Below are 18490 nucleotides of genomic sequence, written 5' to 3'. Positions count from 1 at the left end.
CCGGCGGCGTCAGTCGTCGGCCAGCATGGCGTCGCGCAGTTTCTGCTCGTCGAGCACTGTCAGGCGCTGGCGGTCGATGCCGATCACGCCGCCGTCGCGCAGCTTGGCCAGCAGCCGCGACAGTGTCTCCGGCGTCATCGCCAGCTGGGCGGCGAGCCAGCGCTTGGGGATCGACAGGCGCACCACCCGCGGGCTCTTGCTGCGTCCCGGCGGCAATTGGCGCAGCACGTAGCTGACCAGCCGCGACATGGCATCGGCCTGGGTCAGCAGCGCCAGGTCCTCGAGGCGTTCGGTGAGCTCCAGCGCCAGGCGGCTCATGAACTCGGCGCGGCAGGCGGGCTGGCGGTCCATGATCTCGCGGCAACGCCGGGCCGGAATCGCCAGCACGTGGGTGCGCCGCAGCGCTTCGGCGGAGTAGAGATAGACCCCGGCGCTGGAGACCATGCTCAGCTCGCCCAGGGTGCCGCCGCGCTCGACGCAGCGAATGGTGGCCAGGCGCCCGTCCCCGGCGCTGCGCGCCAGGCGCACCGCGCCGTTGATGACGATGTAGAGCCAGTGCGCCGGCGCGTCCTGGCGGAACAGCCACTCGCGGGTCTTGAGCGTCTTGAGTTCGGTATCCTCGAGCAGCTCGGTGACATCGTCATCGTCCAGTTCGCCCAGCCAGGGCACGCCCTGGACCAGCTCGCGCAGCTGCTTGGGCTTGAACAGCAGGTCAGTCGACGAACTGTCCGGCGGGTAGATAGGGGTATTCATGACCTTCCTCCACGTCGGTATCGGCGGCCATCATCAGATAACCGTGCGCCTGGCTGGCGGCATGCAGCATGTGGGAGCCCTGCCCGCCCGCCAGCAATGCCAGCGGGCCCTCGCCCTGCCAGTCGAGCGTGACCCGCAGCAGCTCGCGCCGTCCCGGACTGCCCCGCCGCGAGAAGCCGGCACGGACGCGGTACTGCTGCAGCGCCTCGACGGTGCGCCCCTGGCACCCCTGAACGAAGGGCCGAGCCAGCAGATGCCAGCCCACCAGCGAGGCCACGGGATTGCCCGGCAGCCCGATCAGCGGCACGCCTTCGGGCGAGCCGTTGTCGAGGTAGCCGAAGGCGAACGGCTTGCCCGGCTTGATCGCCACGCCATGGAACCAGAGCCCGCCGAGCTCCTCCAGCACTGGCCTGACGTGGTCCTCCTCGCCGACCGAGACACCGCCGGTGCAGACCACCAGGTCGGCGCCGTCGCGGGCGGCGACGAACGCCTTCCGAAGCGCCGCGGGGTCATCGGCGATCACGCCCAGGTCGAGCACGACACAGTCGGCCTGCTCCAGTAGCGCCTTGAGCATGACCCGATTGCTGTCGTACACCCGCCCGGGGGCGAACGGCTCGCCCGGCTCGATCAGCTCGTCGCCGGTGGAGATCAGCGCCACCCTGAACCGCGGCAGTACCGGCACCTCGGCGATGCCCTGGCTCGCCAGCAGCGCCAACGCCGCCGCGTTGAGCGTGCAGCCCGCCGCCAGCAGGGGGTCGCCCTCACGGTACTCCTCGCCGCGCCGGCGGATGTTGGCACCGAGCTTGGCTTCGCCGACGACGTGCACCCGCCCCGCTTCGTCCAGGCGAACCCGCTCCTGGGGCACCACGCAGTCGGTGCCTTCGGGCACCGGTGCGCCGGTGAAGATGCGTGCGCAGCCGCCCTCGGGCAGTGTTTCCACGCCGGCCCCGGCCGGTACCCGCAGCACCACCGGCAGGCCGGCATCGCTCAGTTCCGCGGCGCGCAGGGCATAGCCGTCCATCGCGCTGTTATCGATGCCGGGCATGTCGAGCCGCGCGCGCAGGTCGCGGGCCAGCACCCGGCCGGCCGCCTGCTCGAGTGCCACGAGCTCCTCGCCCTGGACCGGCTCGGCAGCGGCGATCAGGCGCGCCCGGGCCACCTCCAGGTCGAGCAGGCCCTTGGCCAGGGTGCCACAGCTCATGCACTCACTCCTTGACCCTGGTCACACATTGCCTGCGCTTCGCGCGAAACGCAGGCCTGCTGCTCGGGCATGACCATGGCGACGAAGTTGCACGGCCGGGTGCGTGCGTCGAGCTGGCTCTCGAGGATACCGTCCCAGGCGGTGGCACAGGCCTTGGGCGAGCCCGGCATGGCGAAGATCAGGGTACGGTTGGCCACCCCGCCCACCGCCCGCGACTGCACGGTGGAGGTGCCGATGCTGTCGAAGGAGAGCTGGCGGAACAGCTCGCCGTAGCCGTCGATGGCGCGATCGAACAGCGGGGCGAGCGCCTCGGGCGTGGTATCGCGCAGAGTGAAGCCGGTACCGCCGTTGACCAGGATCACCTGGATGTCGTCGCGCACCACCCACTTCGAGACCACCGCACGGATGCGGTAGATGTCGTCGGGCACGATGCGTCGCTCGACCAGCGCGTGGCCGGCCTCGGAGAGGCGCTCGCTGAGCAGGTCGCCGCTGCCGTCGCGGTCGAAGCCGCGGGTATCGGAGACGGTCAGCACACTGATGCCGAGCGGCACGAAGCGGGCGTTGGCGTGAACGTGGGACATGGACTCCTCCTATTGCATCAGGCTGCCGGCGGCGTTGTCGTCGAGCTCCACCCCTTCCACGCCGATCTCTTCTTCCAGCGCCAGCAGGTAGTGGCGCAGGGCGCGGCGCGTGGCCTGCTCGCGCAGGGTGTGGCGAACGCGCTCGGCGACCTGCTCGAAGGGCAGGCGCTGGCCGCCTTGGCGCTCGTCGATGCTGACCAGGTGCCAGCCGTAGCGCGAGGCCAGCGGGCGGTCATGCAGCCCTTGGGGCAGGTGCTGCAGGGCGCGGTCGAGCTCGGCCACGGTCTGCCCCTGGGCCAACCAGCCCAGCTCGCCGCCCTCGCTCTTCGACGGGCAGGCGGAGTGGCGCATGGCGAACTCGGTGAAGCGCTCGGGAATGCGCTGCAGCTCTTCGAGCAGCGTCTCGCCCAGGCGGTACTGGGCGTCGCGCGCCTCGGCGTCGTCGGGCGCGGCGGCCAGCAGGATATGCCGAACGGCAATGCGGGTCGGCGCGCTGAAGCGCTCGGGCTCGGCGTCGAAATAGCGGCGGCAGGCCGCCTCCTCGGGCTCCGGCACGTCCAGCTCCTGCTCCAGCAGGGCGGCGATGGCGGCATCGTTGTCGCCTTCGTCGTCGGTCTCGGCCACCAGACCGAGCTCGACGGCGCGCTGGCGCAGCAGCTCACGCACCACCAGCGCGCGGGCGGCCGCGAGTTTCGCCTCGTCGGCGCTCGCCGCCGGGTGGTACTGCATCTCGCGGGCGATGCTGTCCTCGTCGATCGCCTTGCCGCCGACCTTGACGGGCGGCGGCGCGTAGCGGCCCGGCAGCTGTTCGATCTCGATCATTTGCATGGTGCTGACTCCTCAGGCGCGGCGGCGGACGATCTGGTAGCGCCTTGTCACATACCCCATCGGCGCGCTCCACACGTGCACCAGGCGGGTGAAGGGGAACACCAGCACGATGGTCAGGCCGACCAGGATGTGCAGCTTGTAGATCCAGTTGACGCCCTCCAGGTACGCGGCGGCGCCGCCCTGGAAGTAGACGATGGACTGCGCCCAGCCGGAGAACTTCAGCATCGCGCTGCCGTCCAGGTGGCCCAGGGTGGGCAGGATGGTGAGCAGCCCCAGCGCCACCTGCAGCACCAGCAGGCCAATGATCACGGTGTCCATGGTGCTGGAGGAGGCGCGCACCCGCGGGTTGGTGAGGCGACGGTGGAACAGCATGGCGCCGCCCACCAGGCACATCACCCCGGCGATGCCGCCGACCACCACCGCCATCACCTGCTTGGCCCCCGGCGTGATGAAGGGCTCGTAGAGCCAGTGCGGGGTCAGCAGGCCGACCAGGTGGCCGAAGAAGATCACGATGATGCCGACATGGAACAGGTTGCTGGCCAGGCGCATGTTCTTCGACGACAGCATCTGGCTCGAGCCGGTCTTCCAGGTGTACTGGCCGTGGTCGTAGCGCATCAGGCTGCCGATCAGGAAGACGCTGCCGGCGAGGTAGGGGTAGAGCCCGAACAGCAGGGAATCGATGTAGCTCATGACAGTGCTCATGACAGGTCTCCGTTAACGTTTCTTGGCGGCATCGACGGGGTCGAGGATGCGCACCGCCTCGCCCTGGATCGCCCGCTTGCGCTCGGCCAGGCGCCGGCCTTCGGCGGACTGCAGCGCGCAGTCCTCGTCGGACTGGGCGGTGAAGCGCACCGCTTCCTCCTCCCACACCGCATCCAGCGCCTCCGGGGTGTCGTCGCGCGTCTCGCCGACCACCGCCTCGCGCTGCGCTTCGACGTCCTCCTCGGCGCCGATCAGCGCCAGCAGCGCGCGGGTGACCAGGGCATGGTCGGCGCCGCGCTCTTCCAGGCGCGCGGTGAGCAGCGCCAGGATGTGGCGGATCTCGCCCAGCCAGCGGCCGATCTCCTCGTCGCTGCGGGTGGAGAGATACTCCAGGAACAGCGGCAGGTAGTCGGGCAGTTCGCGGGCGTCGAGTTCGAAGCCGGCGGCCTTGTACTCGTCGATCAGGTCGACCATGGCCTGGCCGCGGTCGCGCGACTCGCCGTGCACGTGCTCGAACAGCAGCAGCGAGTGGGCGCGCCCCTTGTCGAACAGCGCCACGTAGTCGGACTGCAGCTCGAGCAGGTCGGCCTCGTGAATGCGCTGGCACCAGCTCATCAGGTCGGCGCGCAGCGCTGCCGGCAGGCGGCGCTCGGCGTCGAGCGCCTCGATCAGCTCATCCACCGCACCCTGTAGCGCCTCGGTGGGATAGTCGAGCAGCCGGGCCAGCACGCGCAGGCTGCGCATGCCGGACTCGGGCTGGATCATGGCCTCTTCAGGCATCTGGAGTGCTGCATTAGCCATGGTGAGTCTCCTTGGCGCCCGTCTTCGGATCGAAGACGTCGACCGGCTTGACCAGTGCGCTGGTCTGCTTGCGGCCGTTGAACAGGCTCGGCTTGCTCTCGCCGTGGCAACCGTCGCCGAAGCTGAAGCCGCAGCCGCCGCGCTCGGGGAAGGCCTCGGTGGCCATCTCGCGGTGGCTGGTGGGCACCACGAAGCGGTCCTCGTAGTTGGCGATGGCGAGGTAGCGGTACATCTCCTCCACCTGCGCCTCGCTGAGATCGACGGCGTCGAGCACGGCGGTGTCGACCTTGCCCTCGACGTGCTTGTTGCGCATGTAGACGCGCATCGCCATCAGCCGCTTGAGCGCCAGCACCACGGGCTCCTCCTCACCGGCGGTGAGCATGTTGGCGAGGTAGCGCACCGGGATGCGCAGCGACTCGATCTTGGGCAGCACGCCGTCGTACTCGACCTTGCCGGCCTCGGCGGCGGTCTGGATCGGCGACAGCGGCGGCACGTACCAGACCATCGGCAGGGTGCGGTACTCGGGGTGCAGCGGCAGCGCCAGCCCCCAGTCCATGGCCATCTTGTAGACCGGCGAGGCCTGGGCCGCGGCGATCACGTTGTCGGGAATGCCGTCGCGCTTGGCCTGGGCGATCACCTCGGGATCGTGCGGGTCGAGGAAGATCTCGCACTGCCGGTGGTAGAGGTCGCGCACGTCCGGCGAGCTCGCCACCTCCTCGATGCGGTCGGCGTCGTAGAGCAGCACGCCGAGGTAGCGGATGCGGCCCACGCAGGTCTCGGAGCACACGGTCGGCATGCCCGCCTCGATGCGCGGGTAGCAGAAGATGCACTTCTCGGACTTGCCGGTCTTCCAGTTGTAGTAGATCTTCTTGTACGGGCAGCCGGAGATGCACATCCGCCAGCCGCGGCACTTGTCCTGGTCGATCAGGACGATGCCGTCCTCCTCGCGCTTGTAGATCGCGCCGCTGGGGCACGAGGCCACGCACGCCGGGTTGAGGCAGTGCTCGCACAGGCGCGGCAGGTACATCATGAAGGTGTTCTCGAACTGGCCGTAGATGTCGGCCTGCACCTGCTCGAAGTTCTTGTCGCGGCGACGCTTGGCGAACTCGGTGCCGAGGATCTCCTCCCAGTTCGGGCCCCACTCGATCTTGTTCATGCGCTGGCCGGAGACCAGCGAGCGGGGGCGCGCCACCGGCTGGTGGTCGCCCTGCTTGGCGGTGTGCAGGTGCTGGTAGTCGAAGTCGAACGGCTCGTAGTAGTCGTCGATCTCGGGCAGGTCGGGGTTGGCGAAGATGTTCGCCAGCACCCGCCACTTGCCGCCGATGCGCGGTTCGATCTTGCCGTCGCGGCGACGCATCCAGCCGCCCTTCCACTTGTCCTGGTTCTCCCATTCCTTGGGATAGCCGATGCCGGGCTTGGTCTCGACGTTGTTGAACCAGGCGTACTCCAGGCCTTCGCGGCTGGTCCAGACGTTCTTGCAGGTGACCGAGCAGGTGTGGCACCCGATGCACTTGTCGAGGTTGAGGACCATGCCTACCTGTGAACGAATCTTCATTTCACGGTCTCCTGAACGCTGTCGTTGCCTTCGCCGTCCAGCCAGTCGACGTTCTTCATCTTGCGGATGAGGACGAATTCATCGCGGTTGGAGCCAACGGTGCCGTAGTAGTTGAAGCTGTATGAGAGCTGCGCGTAGCCGCCGATCATGTGGGTCGGCTTCGGGCACACCCGGGTCACGGAGTTGTGCATGCCGCCGCGGGTCTTGGTGACCTCGGAGCCCGGCACGTTCACCTGGCGCTCCTGGGCGTGGTACATCATCACCATGCCGGCCTTGACCCGCTGGCTGACGATGGCCCGCGCGGTGATGGCGCCGTTGGCGTTGAACAGCTCGATCCAGTCGTTGTCCTCGATGCCGATCTCCTGGGCGTCGGTCTCCGACATCCACACCACCGGGCCGCCGCGGTTGAGCGTCAGCATCAGCAGGTTGTCGCTGTAGGTGGAGTGGATGCCCCACTTCTGGTGCGGGGTGATCCAGTTCAGCGCCTTGGTCGGGTTGCCGTTGTCCTCGGGCATCTGGAACCCGGTCACCGTCTTGGTGTTGATCGGCGGACGGTAGGTCAGCAGGCTCTCGCCGAAGGCGCGCATCCAGGGGTGATCCTGGTAGAACTGCTGGCGGCCGCTGACGGTGCGCCACGGGATCAGCTCGTGGACGTTGGTGTAGCCGGCGTTGTAGGAGACGTGCTCGTCCTCCAGGCCGGACCAGGTCGGGCTCGAGATGATCTTGCGCGGCTGGGCCACCACGTCGCGGAAGCGGATCTTCTCCTCCTCCTTGTTGACCGCCAGGTGGGTGTGGTCGCGGCCGGTGATCTTGGACAGCGCGCCCCACGCCTTGACCGCCACGTGGCCGTTGGTCTCCGGCGCCAGGGTCAGGATCATCTCGGCGGCGTCGATGGCGCTATCGATCTTCGGCCGGCCCTTGGCGGGGCCCTCGGTCTTGCGGTAGTTGAGCTTGCCGAGCAGCTCGACCTCGGTCTCGGTGTTCCAGGCGATGCCCTTGCCGCCGTTGCCGATGGTCTCGAGCAGCGGACCGACGGAGGTGAAGCGCTCATAGGTCTCGGGGTAGTTGCGCTTGACCTCGATCAGCGCCGGCATGGTCTTGCCGGGGATCGGTTCGCACTCGCCCTTCTTCCAGTCCTTCACTTCGGGCTGGGCCAGCTCGGCCGGGGAGTCGTGCTGGTGCGGCAGGGTGACCAGGTCGGTCTCCTCGCCCAGGTGCCCCACGCAGGCTTTCGAGAACGCCTTGGCGATGCCCTTGTAGATGTCCCAGTCGCTGCGCGACTCCCACGCCGGGTCGGTGGCCGCGGTCAGCGGATGGATGAACGGGTGCATGTCCGAGGTGTTGAGGTCGTTCTTCTCGTACCAGGTCGCCGTGGGCAGCACGATGTCCGAATAGAGGCAGGTGGAGGACATGCGGAAGTCCAGGGTGACCACCAGGTCGACCTTGCCTTCCGGCGCCTCGTCGTGCCACTTCACCTCTTCCGGCTTGACGCCGCCCATCTCGCCCAGGTCCTTGCCCTGGATACCGTGGCGGGTGCCCAGCAGGTACTTGAGCATGTACTCGTGACCCTTGCCCGAGCTGCCCAGCAGGTTGGAGCGCCAGATGAACATGTTGCGCGGGAAGTTCTGCGGGCTGTCGGGGTCCTCGGCGGCGAACGCCAGCTCGCCGCTCTTGAGCTGGGCGACGGCGTAGTCGGCGGTGGAGAGGCCGGCGGCCTTGGCCTTCTCGGCCAGGCGCAGCGGGTTGGTGCCGAGCTGCGGCGCGGAGGGCAGCCAGCCCATGCGCTCGGAGCGCACGTTGAAGTCGATCAGGCTGCCGCTGTAGTCGGCCGGGTTGGCCAGCGGCGAGAGGATCTCCTTGACCTCGAGCTTCTCGTAGCGCCACTGCGAGGAGTGGTTGTAGAAGAACGAGGTGCCGTTCATGTGGCGCGGCGGGCGCTGCCAGTCGAGGCCGAAGGCCAGCGGGGTCCAGCCGGTCTGCGGGCGCAGCTTCTCCTGCCCCACGTAGTGGGCCCAGCCGCCGCCGCTCTGGCCGATACAGCCGCACATGATCAGCATGTTGATCAGGCCGCGGTAGTTCATGTCCATGTGGTACCAGTGGTTCATCGCGGCACCCACGATGACCATGCTGCGACCCTGGGTCTTGTCGGCGTTGTCGGCGAACTCGCGGGCGATGCGGGTGACCTGCTCGGCGGGCACGCCGGTGATCTTCTCCTGCCAGGCCGGGGTGTAGGGCTTGACCTCGTCCAGCGAGGTGGCGCCGTCGTCCTCGCCGAAGCCACGATCGATGCCGTAGTTGGCGCACATCAGGTCGAACACGGTGACGGCCAGTACGTCGCTGCCGTCGGCCTTCTTCAGGCGCTTGGCGGGCAGGCTGTGGAACAGCAGCTCGTTGCCGGCCACGTGGTCGAAGTGCTCGTGGGCGATGCCGCCGAAGTAGGGGAACGCCACCCTGGCCACGTCGTCGTGGTGCTCGGCCAGGGTCAGCAGCGGGTGGATCTCCTCGCCGTCGGCGTCGCGCGGCTCGAGGTTCCACTTGCCCTCCTCGCCCCAGCGGAAGCCGATGGAGCCGCGCGGCACGACCAACTGATCGCGGGTTTCGTCCCACGCCACGGTCTTCCACTCGGGGTTGTTGTCCTGGCCCAGGTTGGCGTCGAAGTCGCTGGCGCGCAGCTGCTTGCCGGGCACGAAGCTGCCATCCTCACGCGCTTCCAGTTCGACCAGGAAGGGCATGTCGGAGTACTTGCGCACGTACTCGGTGAAGTAGGCGCTGGGCTTGTCGAGGTGGAACTCCTTGAGGATGACGTGGCCCATGGCCATGGCCAGGGCGGCGTCGGTACCCTGCTTGACCGACAGCCACTCGTCGGTGAGCTTGGACACCTCGGCGTAGTCCGGGGTGATGGAGACGGTCTTGGTGCCCTTGTAGCGCACCTCGGTGAAGAAGTGGGCGTCCGGGGTCCGCGTCTGGGGCACGTTGGAGCCCCAGGCGATGATGTAGCCGGAGTTGTACCAGTCGGCCGACTCGGGCACGTCGGTCTGCTCGCCCCAGGTCTGGGGGCTGGCCGGCGGCAGGTCGCAGTACCAGTCGTAGAACGACAGGCACACGCCGCCGATCAGCGACAGGTAGCGCGCACCCGAGGCGTAGCTGACCATCGACATGGCGGGGATCGGCGAGAAGCCGATGACGCGGTCGGGGCCGTACTGCTTGGCGGTGTAGACGTTGGACGAGGCGATCAGCTCGTTGAGCTCATCCCAGTCGGCGCGCACGAAGCCGCCCATGCCGCGGGCACGCTTGTACTGCTTGGCCTTGGCCGGGTCCTCGACGATGGAGGCCCAGGCGTCGACCGGGTCGCCGTGCTGTTGCTTGGCCTCGCGCCACAGCTTGAGCAGCGGCTTTCTGATCAGCGGGTACTTGAGGCGGTTGGCGCTATACATGTACCAGGAGTAGCTGGCACCGCGCGGGCAGCCCCGCGGCTCGTGGTTGGGCAGGTCCGGGCGGGTGCGCGGATAGTCGGTCTGCTGGGTCTCCCAGGTGACCAGGCCGTTCTTGACGTAGATCTTCCAGCTGCAGGAGCCGGTGCAGTTCACGCCGTGGGTGGAGCGCACGATCTTGTCGTGCTGCCAGCGTTGACGGTAGCCGTCTTCCCAGCCACGGGACTCCTCGCGGGTCTCGCCATGGCCGTTGGCGAAGGGCTCGCGCGCCTTGCGGAAGAAATTCAGCCGATCTAAGAAGTGACTCATGGTCGATCTCCAGGCTCCTTGATGTGATGCGTGGCCGCCCGGGCCACCCCGCCTGCCGTGCCGCGCGACGACATGTTCGACGCGACCGTCAGGCAGGTGCTTGAAGAGGATTCTGGGGGATCGAAGCGGGGATTACTGCCCGGTTACCTCCATATACACCCCCTCTACCCACAAGGTGATAGGCGGCCCGGAGAAAGGGGTTAATCCCCTTCGCGCAGGCGGCGAGCACGGGGACGGCTACCCACTTCCCAGAGCATCACCAGCATGCACACCGCGAGCGCGGCGTAGAGGAACATGAAGCCGGCAGTGCGCACGCCGATCCACTCGTTGCCGAGGACGAACATCAGCGGCAGTGCGGCGGCGAACAGCCCGCCCAGCGCCAGCGCGAGGCCGCCCGAGCGCACCATGTCGTCGCCGTGGTCGCGATGGATCAGGCACATCAGGCTGCCCTTGCCGATGCCCATGGCCAGGCCCATGACGGCGAGCAGCACGGCGAAGCCGGCCAGCGGCATGGAGAACTCCAGCGCAAGATCGCCGTGCACGCCGTGGATCTGCATGCTGAAGTCGGGGTAGGAGAGCAGGAACAGGCAGGCCATCACGCAGGCGCTGACCCACCAGCGCAGGTCGCGGAAGTCGCGCCGGTCGGCCAAGGCCCCGCCGAGGATCTGCCCCAGCCCGCCGGGCAGGGTGAAGACCAGCGCCCACAGCGCCGCTTCCATCAGCGTGAGGCGGTACTGCGCCATGAGATAGGCGGGCAGCCACAGCGCCAGCGCCACGAAGGCGCCGTAGAAGAAGCTGTAGTAGAGCGCCAGGCGGCACGCCGCGGGCGGCGGCAGCCCGCCGGGCAGCGCCGCGGCGACGTTGCCGCCGGGCGCAGCCGGCTGCCGCGGCGACTCCTCGGCGAACACCCACAGCAGCAGCGCCACCAGGGCGATCGGCAGCAGGTAGAGCTTGGGCGCCATGGGCCAGCCGTAGGCCTGGCTGATCAGCGGCAGCAAGAAGTAGGTGAGCCCGGCGCCGAGCATGCCGGCGCCGTAGAGCCCCAGCGCCAGCCCGGCGTGGCGCCGCGGGCACAGCGCCGCCACGTAGACCAGCCCCGCCGCCAGCGAGCCGGCGCCCACCCCCAGCCCGGCCCCGGCGAGCAGGAATTCCCAGTAGTCGTTGGAGTGGGCGATGGCCCACAGGAAGGGGCAGATCAGCAGCAGGCAGCCGATCATCACCCGCCGGCCGCCCACCAGCCGTGCCAGCGCCGCCAGCGGCAGCGCCGACAGTGCGCCGGTGAACATCGGCATGGCCAGCAGCACGGCGAACTGCACCTCGCCGAAGCCCAGCGCCAGCTTGAGCTCGATGCCGAGCACGGCAAAGATGGTCCAGCTGGCGAACACCAGGGCGAAGGCCAGCGGCGACAGCAGCACGACCACCAGCGAGCGATAGTCGACCTGCTGGCCCACGACGGGGGCTTTCTCGGCGGACGTCATGAACGGTGGGTCTCGTGGCGTGGTCGAAGAGATTCTCGTTCCCCCATGGGTCGGGGTCAAAAGGGCATACGAGGTACCTCTTTGGTAGCAGCCACCCGGCACACCCGGTAGGATGCGCCACCGTCCCTTGGGGTATAGTGTCCTCAGGCCCCGTCATCTTTTCGGAGTTCGCCCCGCCTTGAAACTGCTGCAACGCTCCCTCGTGGCCCGCATCGTCGCCTCGCTGCTGGCGATCAGCACCATGGCCCTGATCAGCATCGTGGTGACCATGGCGGTGGCCGGCGGCAGCCGCGGCGACGCCGCGGCGATCAACGTCGCCGGCTCGCTGCGCATGAACACCTACCAGATCGTCGCCGCCCTGCAGCGCTACGAGCGCCTTCCCTCGATGGAGCACCAGGCGGCGGTGCACGTGCTCAAGCGCCGCTTCGAGGAGCGCCTGGAGAGCGACGAGCTGACCGGCGCCATTCCCGTCTCCGAGGCTCACGAGCTCAGGCGCCAGTACCGCCTGGTGCTGTCGCGCTGGCACAACGAGCTGGCGCCGGAGGTCAACGAGGCCGTCGACAGCCGCTCGGTGAACATCGAGTCGCTCAATCGTACCCTCGACGGCCTGGTGAGCGAGATCGACCAGATGGTCTCCCAGCTCGAGCAGAACACCGAGGCCAAGATCCGCCTGCTCAGCGCCCTGCAGATCCTGTTCCTGGGGCTCACCGCGGTGGTCGTGGCCATTGCGCTCTACGACATCCGCCACAACCTGGTGGCGCCGCTGCGCCAGCTGATGGTGCTGGCCGGTGAGGCGGCACGCCACAACTTCTCCGTGCGCACCCGGCTCAAGGGCGCCGACGAACTGGCCCTGCTCGGCCGCACCTTCGACACCATGGCCGAGGAGCTCGGCACCAGCTACGCCGACCTCGAGGAGCGGGTCAAGCGCAAGACCCGCGAGCTGGAGCGCAGCAGCCAGGTGATGCAGGTGCTGCACGACGGCAGCCGCTGGCTCTACGGCGGCGGCAACGATCTATGCGCCAGCGCCGCGCCGATGCTGCGCCAGGTCGAGACACTGCTCGAGATCGGGCCCATCCGGCTGCTGCTCAACGACCCCCACGACGACCGCCCGGTGCCGATTCTTGCCACCCACGCCGCGCGACGCCCCGGCTACTGCCGCGACCACGACTGCCACGCCTGCCTGATCGCCCCCCGCCCGATGCGCCTCTCCGATACCGAGGAGGGCGACTGCGTGCTGCTGCCGGTGAGCGTGGGCGACGAGATGCTCGGCACCCTGGAGATCTGGTACCCCAAGGAGCAGCCGCTCTCCGACAGCGTGCGGCGCCTGCTCAACGCCCTGGCCGACCAGCTGGCCACCGCGGTCTACCTGCAACGGCGCATCGAGGAGGAGCAGCAGGTCTCGCTGATGAACGAGCGCACCATCATCGCCCGCGAGCTGCACGATTCGCTGGCCCAGTCGCTCTCCTACCTCAAGATGCAGGTGGCGCGGCTGGAGCGCATGCAGGCCAAGGACGCGCCGCGCGAGGCCCAGGCGGCGGTGTTCGACGAGCTGCGCACCGGGCTCAACAGCGCCTATCGCCAGCTGCGCGAGCTGCTCACCACCTTCCGCCTCAAGCTGGAGGGGCCGGGCCTGCAGACGGCGCTGCTGCAGACCACCGAGGAGTTCGCCGAGCGCATGGGCGCGCCGGTGGAGATGCACTACGACGTGCCGCCCCACCTGCTCAACCCCAACGAGGAGATCCACGTACTGCAGATCGCCCGCGAGGCGCTGAGCAACACGCACAAGCATGCCCAGGCCCACTGGGCCGCGGTGACGGTGAATTTCCATCACGCCCGGATTACCCTGCGCATCGAGGACGACGGCATCGGCCTGGCCGACAGCGACTCGCCACCGATGCACTACGGGCTGGTGATCATGCGCGACCGTGCCCACACCCTGGGCGGTGAGCTGAAGCTCTCCAACCGCGCCACGGGCGGCACCTGCATCGAGGTGACCTTCACCCCGCAGACGGCTCGCCTGATCACTCGCCAGCCGGCGACCGATTCCCTTCTTCACGACCAAGGAAACTGAGACATCATGGGCCAGTCAGTCAGCGAGACCCCCGCCAGTATCCTGATCATCGATGACCACCCGCTGCTGCGCCGCGGCGTGGCCCAACTGCTCGAGCTGGAGGACGACCTCCGGCTCGTCGGCGACACCGGCGAGCCGGCACAGGGCGTGCGCCTGGCCGAAGAGCTCGACCCGGACATGATCCTGCTCGACCTCAACATGCCGGGCATGGACGGCATCCAGACCCTCAGGGCGCTACGCGAGTCGGGCTACGCCGGGCGCATCGTGATGTTCACCGTCTCCGACCACGAGGAGGACCTGGTGGCGGCGCTGCGTGGCGGTGCCGACGGCTACCTGCTCAAGGACATGGAGCCCGAGGAGATGGTGCGCCAGCTGCGCCAGGCGGCACTGGGGCGCATGGTGGTGAGCGAGAGCCTCACCGCGCTGCTCGCCGAGGCGCTGCGCAACCAGCGCTCGGCACCGGCCACACCCGACATCCACAGCCTGACCCAGCGCGAGCGCGAGATCCTGCGCGAACTGGCCGCAGGGCTGTCCAACAAGCTGATCGCGCGCAAGCTCGACATCACCGAAGGCACGGTCAAGGTGCACGTCAAGCACCTGCTCAAGAAGCTCAACCTGCGCTCGCGGGTCGAGGCGGCGGTGTGGGCCGTGCAGGAGGGCATCGACCGGTAGACCAGCGCCCTTTGAAAGGAGGTTCTGTGTGGATACCTCCAAAGACTTCCAGGCGTCGGCAAGGCGCCTTTTTCTTGCTCCTCGCTTGTACCTCTGCACTGAAAAACAACAGGTTACCTCAATACCTCTGCTACCCCTCAAGTGGTATTTCGCTGATTTTCGGGCAATTTCGGCCCGTTTCGCCCCTTCGTTGCGCGACGTATCTTTGCCTCAACCGAACCTGAATTGATCCCGGTCAGGGCGGAAGTCGCAAGGCGGGGTCAGCGAAACCACCAAGGGGAAAACGTCATGGCTAAAACGAGTGCCGATATCGGCAAACTCGGCGCCGGCAGACCAAAGAATGCCGACATCGAGCATTGGGACGTCGAGGACGAGCAGTTCTGGCAACAGACGGGCAAGCGCATCGCCTCGCGCAACCTGTGGATCTCCATCCCCAGCCTGCTGATGGGTTTCGCGGTGTGGATGATGTGGGGCATGATCACCACCCAGATGCAGAACCTGGGCTTTCCCTTCGCCGTCGACCAGCTCTTCATGCTGACCGCCATCGCCGGCCTCGCCGGTGCCACGCTGCGCATTCCCGCCTCGTTCATGATCCGCATCGCCGGCGGGCGCAACACGGTGTTCCTGACCACCGCGCTGCTGATGATCCCGGCCTTCGGCACCGGGATCGCGCTGATGAATCCCGACACGCCGTTCTGGCTGTTCCAGGCGCTGGCGCTGCTCTCGGGCATCGGCGGCGGCAACTTCGCCGCCTCGATGAGCAACATCTCGACCTTCTTCCCCAAGAAGCAGCAGGGCTATGCGCTGGGCATGAACGCCGGGCTCGGCAACTTCGGCGTCACCACCATGCAGATCCTGATCCCGCTGGTGATGACCGTGGGCCTGTTCGGCGCCATCGCCGGCGGCGCCATGGAGCTCACGAGCTCCAGCGGCACGCTGATCGGCCGCATCGAGGCCGGCACACCGACCTGGATCCAGAATGCCGGCTTCATCTGGCTGGTGTTCCTGGTGCCGCTGGCCTTCCTCGGCTGGTTCGGCATGAACAACCTGCGCACCATCACGCCCCATCCGGGCACACCGATGCAGGCCTTCGGCAAGATCCTGGGGCTCTATGGCGTAGGTGTCGTCGCCACCATCGTGGGTATCGTCACGCTCACCTGGCTGGGCATGTGGGTCGCGCTGCCGGTCACCATCCTGCTGACCCTGGGCCTGATGCGCCTGATCCCCGGCGAGATCAAGCCCAACATCCAGAAGCAGTTCGCGATCTTCTCGAACAAGCACACCTGGTCGATGACGGTGCTCTACATCCTCACCTTCGGCTCGTTCATCGGCTTCTCCGCGGCCCTGCCGCTCTCGATCAACGTCATCTTCGGCAACATGATGGAAGTGGCCGCCGACGGCAGCGTCACCCGCGTGGCCAACCCCGCCGGCCCCAGCGCCTTGACCTGGGCCTGGATCGGCCCCTTCGTCGGCGCCCTGATCCGCCCTATCGGCGGCTGGATCTCCGACAAGGTGGGCGGCTCCATCGTCACCCAGGTGATCTCTGTGATCATGGTGGTGGCCTCGGCGGTGACCGGCTACGTGATGATGCTGGCCTACAACTCCACCGACCCCAACAGCTACTTCGCCGTGTTCATGCTGCTGTTCGTGATTCTGTTCGCCGCCAGCGGCATCGGCAACGGCTCCACCTTCCGCACCATCGGCGTGATCTTCGATGCCCAGCAGAAGGGCCCGGTACTGGGCTGGACCTCCGCCGTGGCCGCCTACGGCGCCTTCATCGCCCCGGTGGTGATGGGCGGTCAGATCCGCGCCGGCACCCCCGAGCTCGCCATGTACGGCTTCGCGATCTTCTACGCGGTGTGCCTGGTGATCAACTGGTGGTTCTACCTGCGCCCCGGCGCCGAGATCAAGAACCCGTGATGCCGTCAGCCGTGCCTCCGGCAGCCTGCCGGCGGCACGGCCCCAGCCTGCCCCTCTAGGGAGGGAAAACCATGAAAGTCATGATCGCTTACGACGGCTCGCGCAACGCCAAGCTGGCCCTGGCCCAGACCGTCAGCCTGTTTCGCTGCAACGCTCCCACGTTGATCCTGGTCGGCGTGGCCGAGAACCCCGGCGACGCCACCGACGCCAACGAGACGCTGTTCCAGCAGGAGTACGAGGAGATGAAGGCGGCCCTCAAGGAGGGCGCGGAGTTCGCTCATCAGGAGGGCTTCGAGGTCGATTGGGTGCTGGCCGAGGGCGACGCCCGCAAGATGCTGCTGCAGGCCACCCAGAAGCACCAGCCGGACGTCCTGGTCATCGCCCGCCACAGCAGCAAGCCCGACGGCGGCATCATCGCCCAGTCGCTGAGCTACTTCGTCGACGAACTCGACTACATGACCTTCGGCAAGGTCAGCTCCTTCCTCGCCCGACGCGTCGAATGCCCGCTGCTGATCCTGCCCAGCCCGTGAGCGGCGATCCCGTTACGCGTGGCTAACCGAGTTCTCACCTCAGGATGATACGACCATGAAAGTCGCCGACCTATTCAAGTTTCGCACCCCCGAGATACGGGCGCTGCACCTGACCTGGATCGCGTTCTTCATCACCTTCTACGTCTGGTTCAACATGGCGCCGCTCGCCTCGAGCATGCTCAAGAGCGTCGACTGGCTGACCCCCGATGACATCAAGCTGTTCGCCATCTGCAACGTGGCGCTGACCATACCCGCGCGCATCATCGTCGGCATGGCGCTCGACCGCTTCGGACCGCGCCGGGTGTTCTCGGTGCTCATGGTGCTGATGTCGATTCCCGCCCTGGTGTTCGCCTTCGGCAACTCCATGACCCAGCTGCTCGTCGCCCGCCTGGTGCTGAGCTCCGTGGGGGCGAGCTTCGTGGTGGGTATCCACATGACCGCACTTTGGTTCAAGCCCAAGCACATCGGCTTCGCCGAGGGCTTCTACGCCGGCTGGGGCAACTTCGGCTCCGCCGCCGCCGCCATGACCCTGCCGACCATCGCCCTCACCTGGTACGGCGGCCCCGAGGGCTGGCGCTGGGCCATCGCCCAGAGCGCCATCGTCATGGCCGCCTACGGCGTCTTCTACTGGTTCGCCATCACCGACGGCCCCGACGCCAAGGCACACCGCAAGGCGCGCAAGGCGATGGCCATGGAGGTCAGCAGCTGGGCCGACATGATCAAGCTGATCCTGTGGACCATCCCGCTGGTCGGCGTGCTGGGCATCCTGGTGTGGCGCATCCAGAACCTGGGCTACCTCTCCACCACCGGCGCCACCATCGCCTACCTGGTCATCGCCGCCGTGGTGCTCTATCAGGTGGTGCAGATCCTGCGCGTCAACGTGCCGATCCTCAAGAAGGGCGTGCCGGAGGACGACAAGTACTCGTTCAACAGCGTGGCCGCGCTCAACAGCACCTACTTCGCCAACTTCGGTGCCGAGCTGGCCGTGGTCTCGATGCTGCCGATGTTCTTCGAGCAGACCTGGGGCCTGACCGCCGCCGCCGCCGGCCTGATCGCCTCCTCCTTCGCCTTCGTCAACCTGGTGGCGCGCCCCATGGGCGGCCTGGTCTCCGACCGCCTGGGCAACCGCCGCTTCGTGATGCTCAGCTACATGTTCGGCATCGGCATCGGCTTCGTGCTGATGGGCCTGCTCAACGCCAAGTGGCCGCTGGTCATCGCCATCGCCATCACCATCTTCACCTCCTTCTTCGTGCAGGGGGCGGAGGGCGCCACCTTCGGCATCATTCCCTCGATCAAGCGCCGCATCACCGGCCAGATCTCGGGCATGGCCGGCGCCTACGGCAACGTGGGGGCGGTGGTCTACCTGACCATCTTCACCTTCGTTACCCCGACCCAGTTCTTCTTCATCATCGCCACCGGCGCCTTCCTCAGCTGGCTGATCTGCCTGGTGTGGCTGAAGGAGCCGGAAGGGGCGTTCGACGAGGAGTACTACGTCTCCTCCGTCGACCGCATGATCGAAGAGCAGGAGCTGGCCGCGGCTCGGGCCAAGCCGCAACAGGGCTGAGCCGGTTGGGTTTCTTCAGAGGGCGGCGACTTCGGTCGCCGCTTTTTTGTACTTGCGGAGTGGCGGGTATGGAAAAGATAAGAAAAAGAGAGGA

At 67.5% G+C, this 18490-nt stretch carries 14 protein-coding genes; 5 read left to right on the top strand and 9 right to left on the bottom strand.

What is annotated here, in order from left to right:
- Window positions 1–9: 9 nt before the first annotated feature.
- The 9 genes from I4484_RS01385 to I4484_RS01345 form a co-directional block, all read right to left on the bottom strand.
- On the bottom strand, window positions 10–753 hold the full coding sequence (locus I4484_RS01385; RefSeq protein ID WP_197449272.1) for a Crp/Fnr family transcriptional regulator: 744 nt from the start codon (window positions 751–753) through the stop codon (window positions 10–12).
- A complete protein-coding gene (gene glp / locus I4484_RS01380) occupies window positions 713–1954 on the bottom strand; it encodes a gephyrin-like molybdotransferase Glp (protein WP_197449271.1) in 1242 nt (413 codons plus the stop codon). Before glp ends, I4484_RS01385 begins: the two co-directional genes overlap by 41 nt.
- Window positions 1951–2535, bottom strand: a complete 585-nt coding sequence (gene moaB / locus I4484_RS01375) for a molybdenum cofactor biosynthesis protein B (protein ID WP_159548241.1) — start codon at window positions 2533–2535, stop codon at window positions 1951–1953. The genes glp and moaB overlap by 4 nt, the downstream gene beginning before the upstream one ends.
- A 9-nt stretch (window positions 2536–2544) precedes the next feature.
- The gene (locus tag I4484_RS01370) at window positions 2545–3363 is read right to left on the bottom strand and encodes a peptidylprolyl isomerase (RefSeq protein ID WP_197449270.1); all 819 of its coding nucleotides are present in this window, start codon (window positions 3361–3363) and stop codon (window positions 2545–2547) included.
- A 12-nt stretch (window positions 3364–3375) separates the two neighbouring features.
- Window positions 3376–4065, bottom strand: a complete 690-nt coding sequence (narI, locus tag I4484_RS01365) for a respiratory nitrate reductase subunit gamma (RefSeq protein ID WP_234283655.1) — start codon at window positions 4063–4065, stop codon at window positions 3376–3378.
- A gap of 12 nt (window positions 4066–4077) precedes the next feature.
- Window positions 4078–4866: a nitrate reductase molybdenum cofactor assembly chaperone gene (narJ, locus tag I4484_RS01360; RefSeq protein ID WP_197449269.1), complete on the bottom strand. Its 789-nt coding sequence runs from the start codon at window positions 4864–4866 to the stop codon at window positions 4078–4080.
- Window positions 4859–6421 (bottom strand): nitrate reductase subunit beta, encoded by a 1563-nt coding sequence (gene narH / locus I4484_RS01355; protein ID WP_197449268.1) that lies wholly within the window; start codon window positions 6419–6421, stop codon window positions 4859–4861. Before narH ends, narJ begins: the two co-directional genes overlap by 8 nt.
- Entirely contained in the window at window positions 6418–10161 is a 3744-nt protein-coding gene (locus tag I4484_RS01350) for a nitrate reductase subunit alpha (protein WP_197449267.1), read from the bottom strand. Before I4484_RS01350 ends, narH begins: the two co-directional genes overlap by 4 nt.
- A 200-nt stretch (window positions 10162–10361) precedes the next feature.
- The gene (locus tag I4484_RS01345; RefSeq protein ID WP_197449266.1) at window positions 10362–11639 is read right to left on the bottom strand and encodes an MFS transporter; all 1278 of its coding nucleotides are present in this window, start codon (window positions 11637–11639) and stop codon (window positions 10362–10364) included.
- Window positions 11640–11817: 178 nt separating this feature from the next.
- On the opposite strand from I4484_RS01345, the gene I4484_RS01340 reads away from it, so the two are divergent.
- The 5 genes from I4484_RS01340 (at window position 11818) to I4484_RS01320 (ending at window position 18396) form a co-directional block, all read left to right on the top strand.
- On the top strand, window positions 11818–13710 hold the full coding sequence (locus tag I4484_RS01340; protein WP_197449265.1) for a histidine kinase: 1893 nt from the start codon (window positions 11818–11820) through the stop codon (window positions 13708–13710).
- Window positions 13711–13716: 6 nt separating this feature from the next.
- On the top strand, window positions 13717–14382 hold the full coding sequence (gene narL, locus I4484_RS01335) for a two-component system response regulator NarL (RefSeq protein WP_197449264.1): 666 nt from the start codon (window positions 13717–13719) through the stop codon (window positions 14380–14382).
- 288 nt (window positions 14383–14670) lie between these two features.
- Window positions 14671–16302: an antiporter gene (locus tag I4484_RS01330; RefSeq protein ID WP_197449263.1), complete on the top strand. Its 1632-nt coding sequence runs from the start codon at window positions 14671–14673 to the stop codon at window positions 16300–16302.
- Between the two features lie 71 nt (window positions 16303–16373).
- Window positions 16374–16832, top strand: coding sequence for a universal stress protein (locus tag I4484_RS01325; RefSeq protein ID WP_197449262.1), 459 nt, complete (start codon window positions 16374–16376; stop codon window positions 16830–16832).
- Between the two features lie 55 nt (window positions 16833–16887).
- The gene (locus tag I4484_RS01320; RefSeq protein ID WP_197449261.1) at window positions 16888–18396 is read left to right on the top strand and encodes an MFS transporter; all 1509 of its coding nucleotides are present in this window, start codon (window positions 16888–16890) and stop codon (window positions 18394–18396) included.
- Window positions 18397–18490: the final 94 nt, after the last annotated feature.

The sequence above is a fragment of the Halomonas sp. SS10-MC5 genome (genome assembly GCF_015992245.1).
Lineage (GTDB): Bacteria > Pseudomonadota > Gammaproteobacteria > Pseudomonadales > Halomonadaceae > Halomonas > Halomonas sulfidoxydans.
This window is presented reverse-complemented; position numbering and strand designations above follow the sequence as displayed.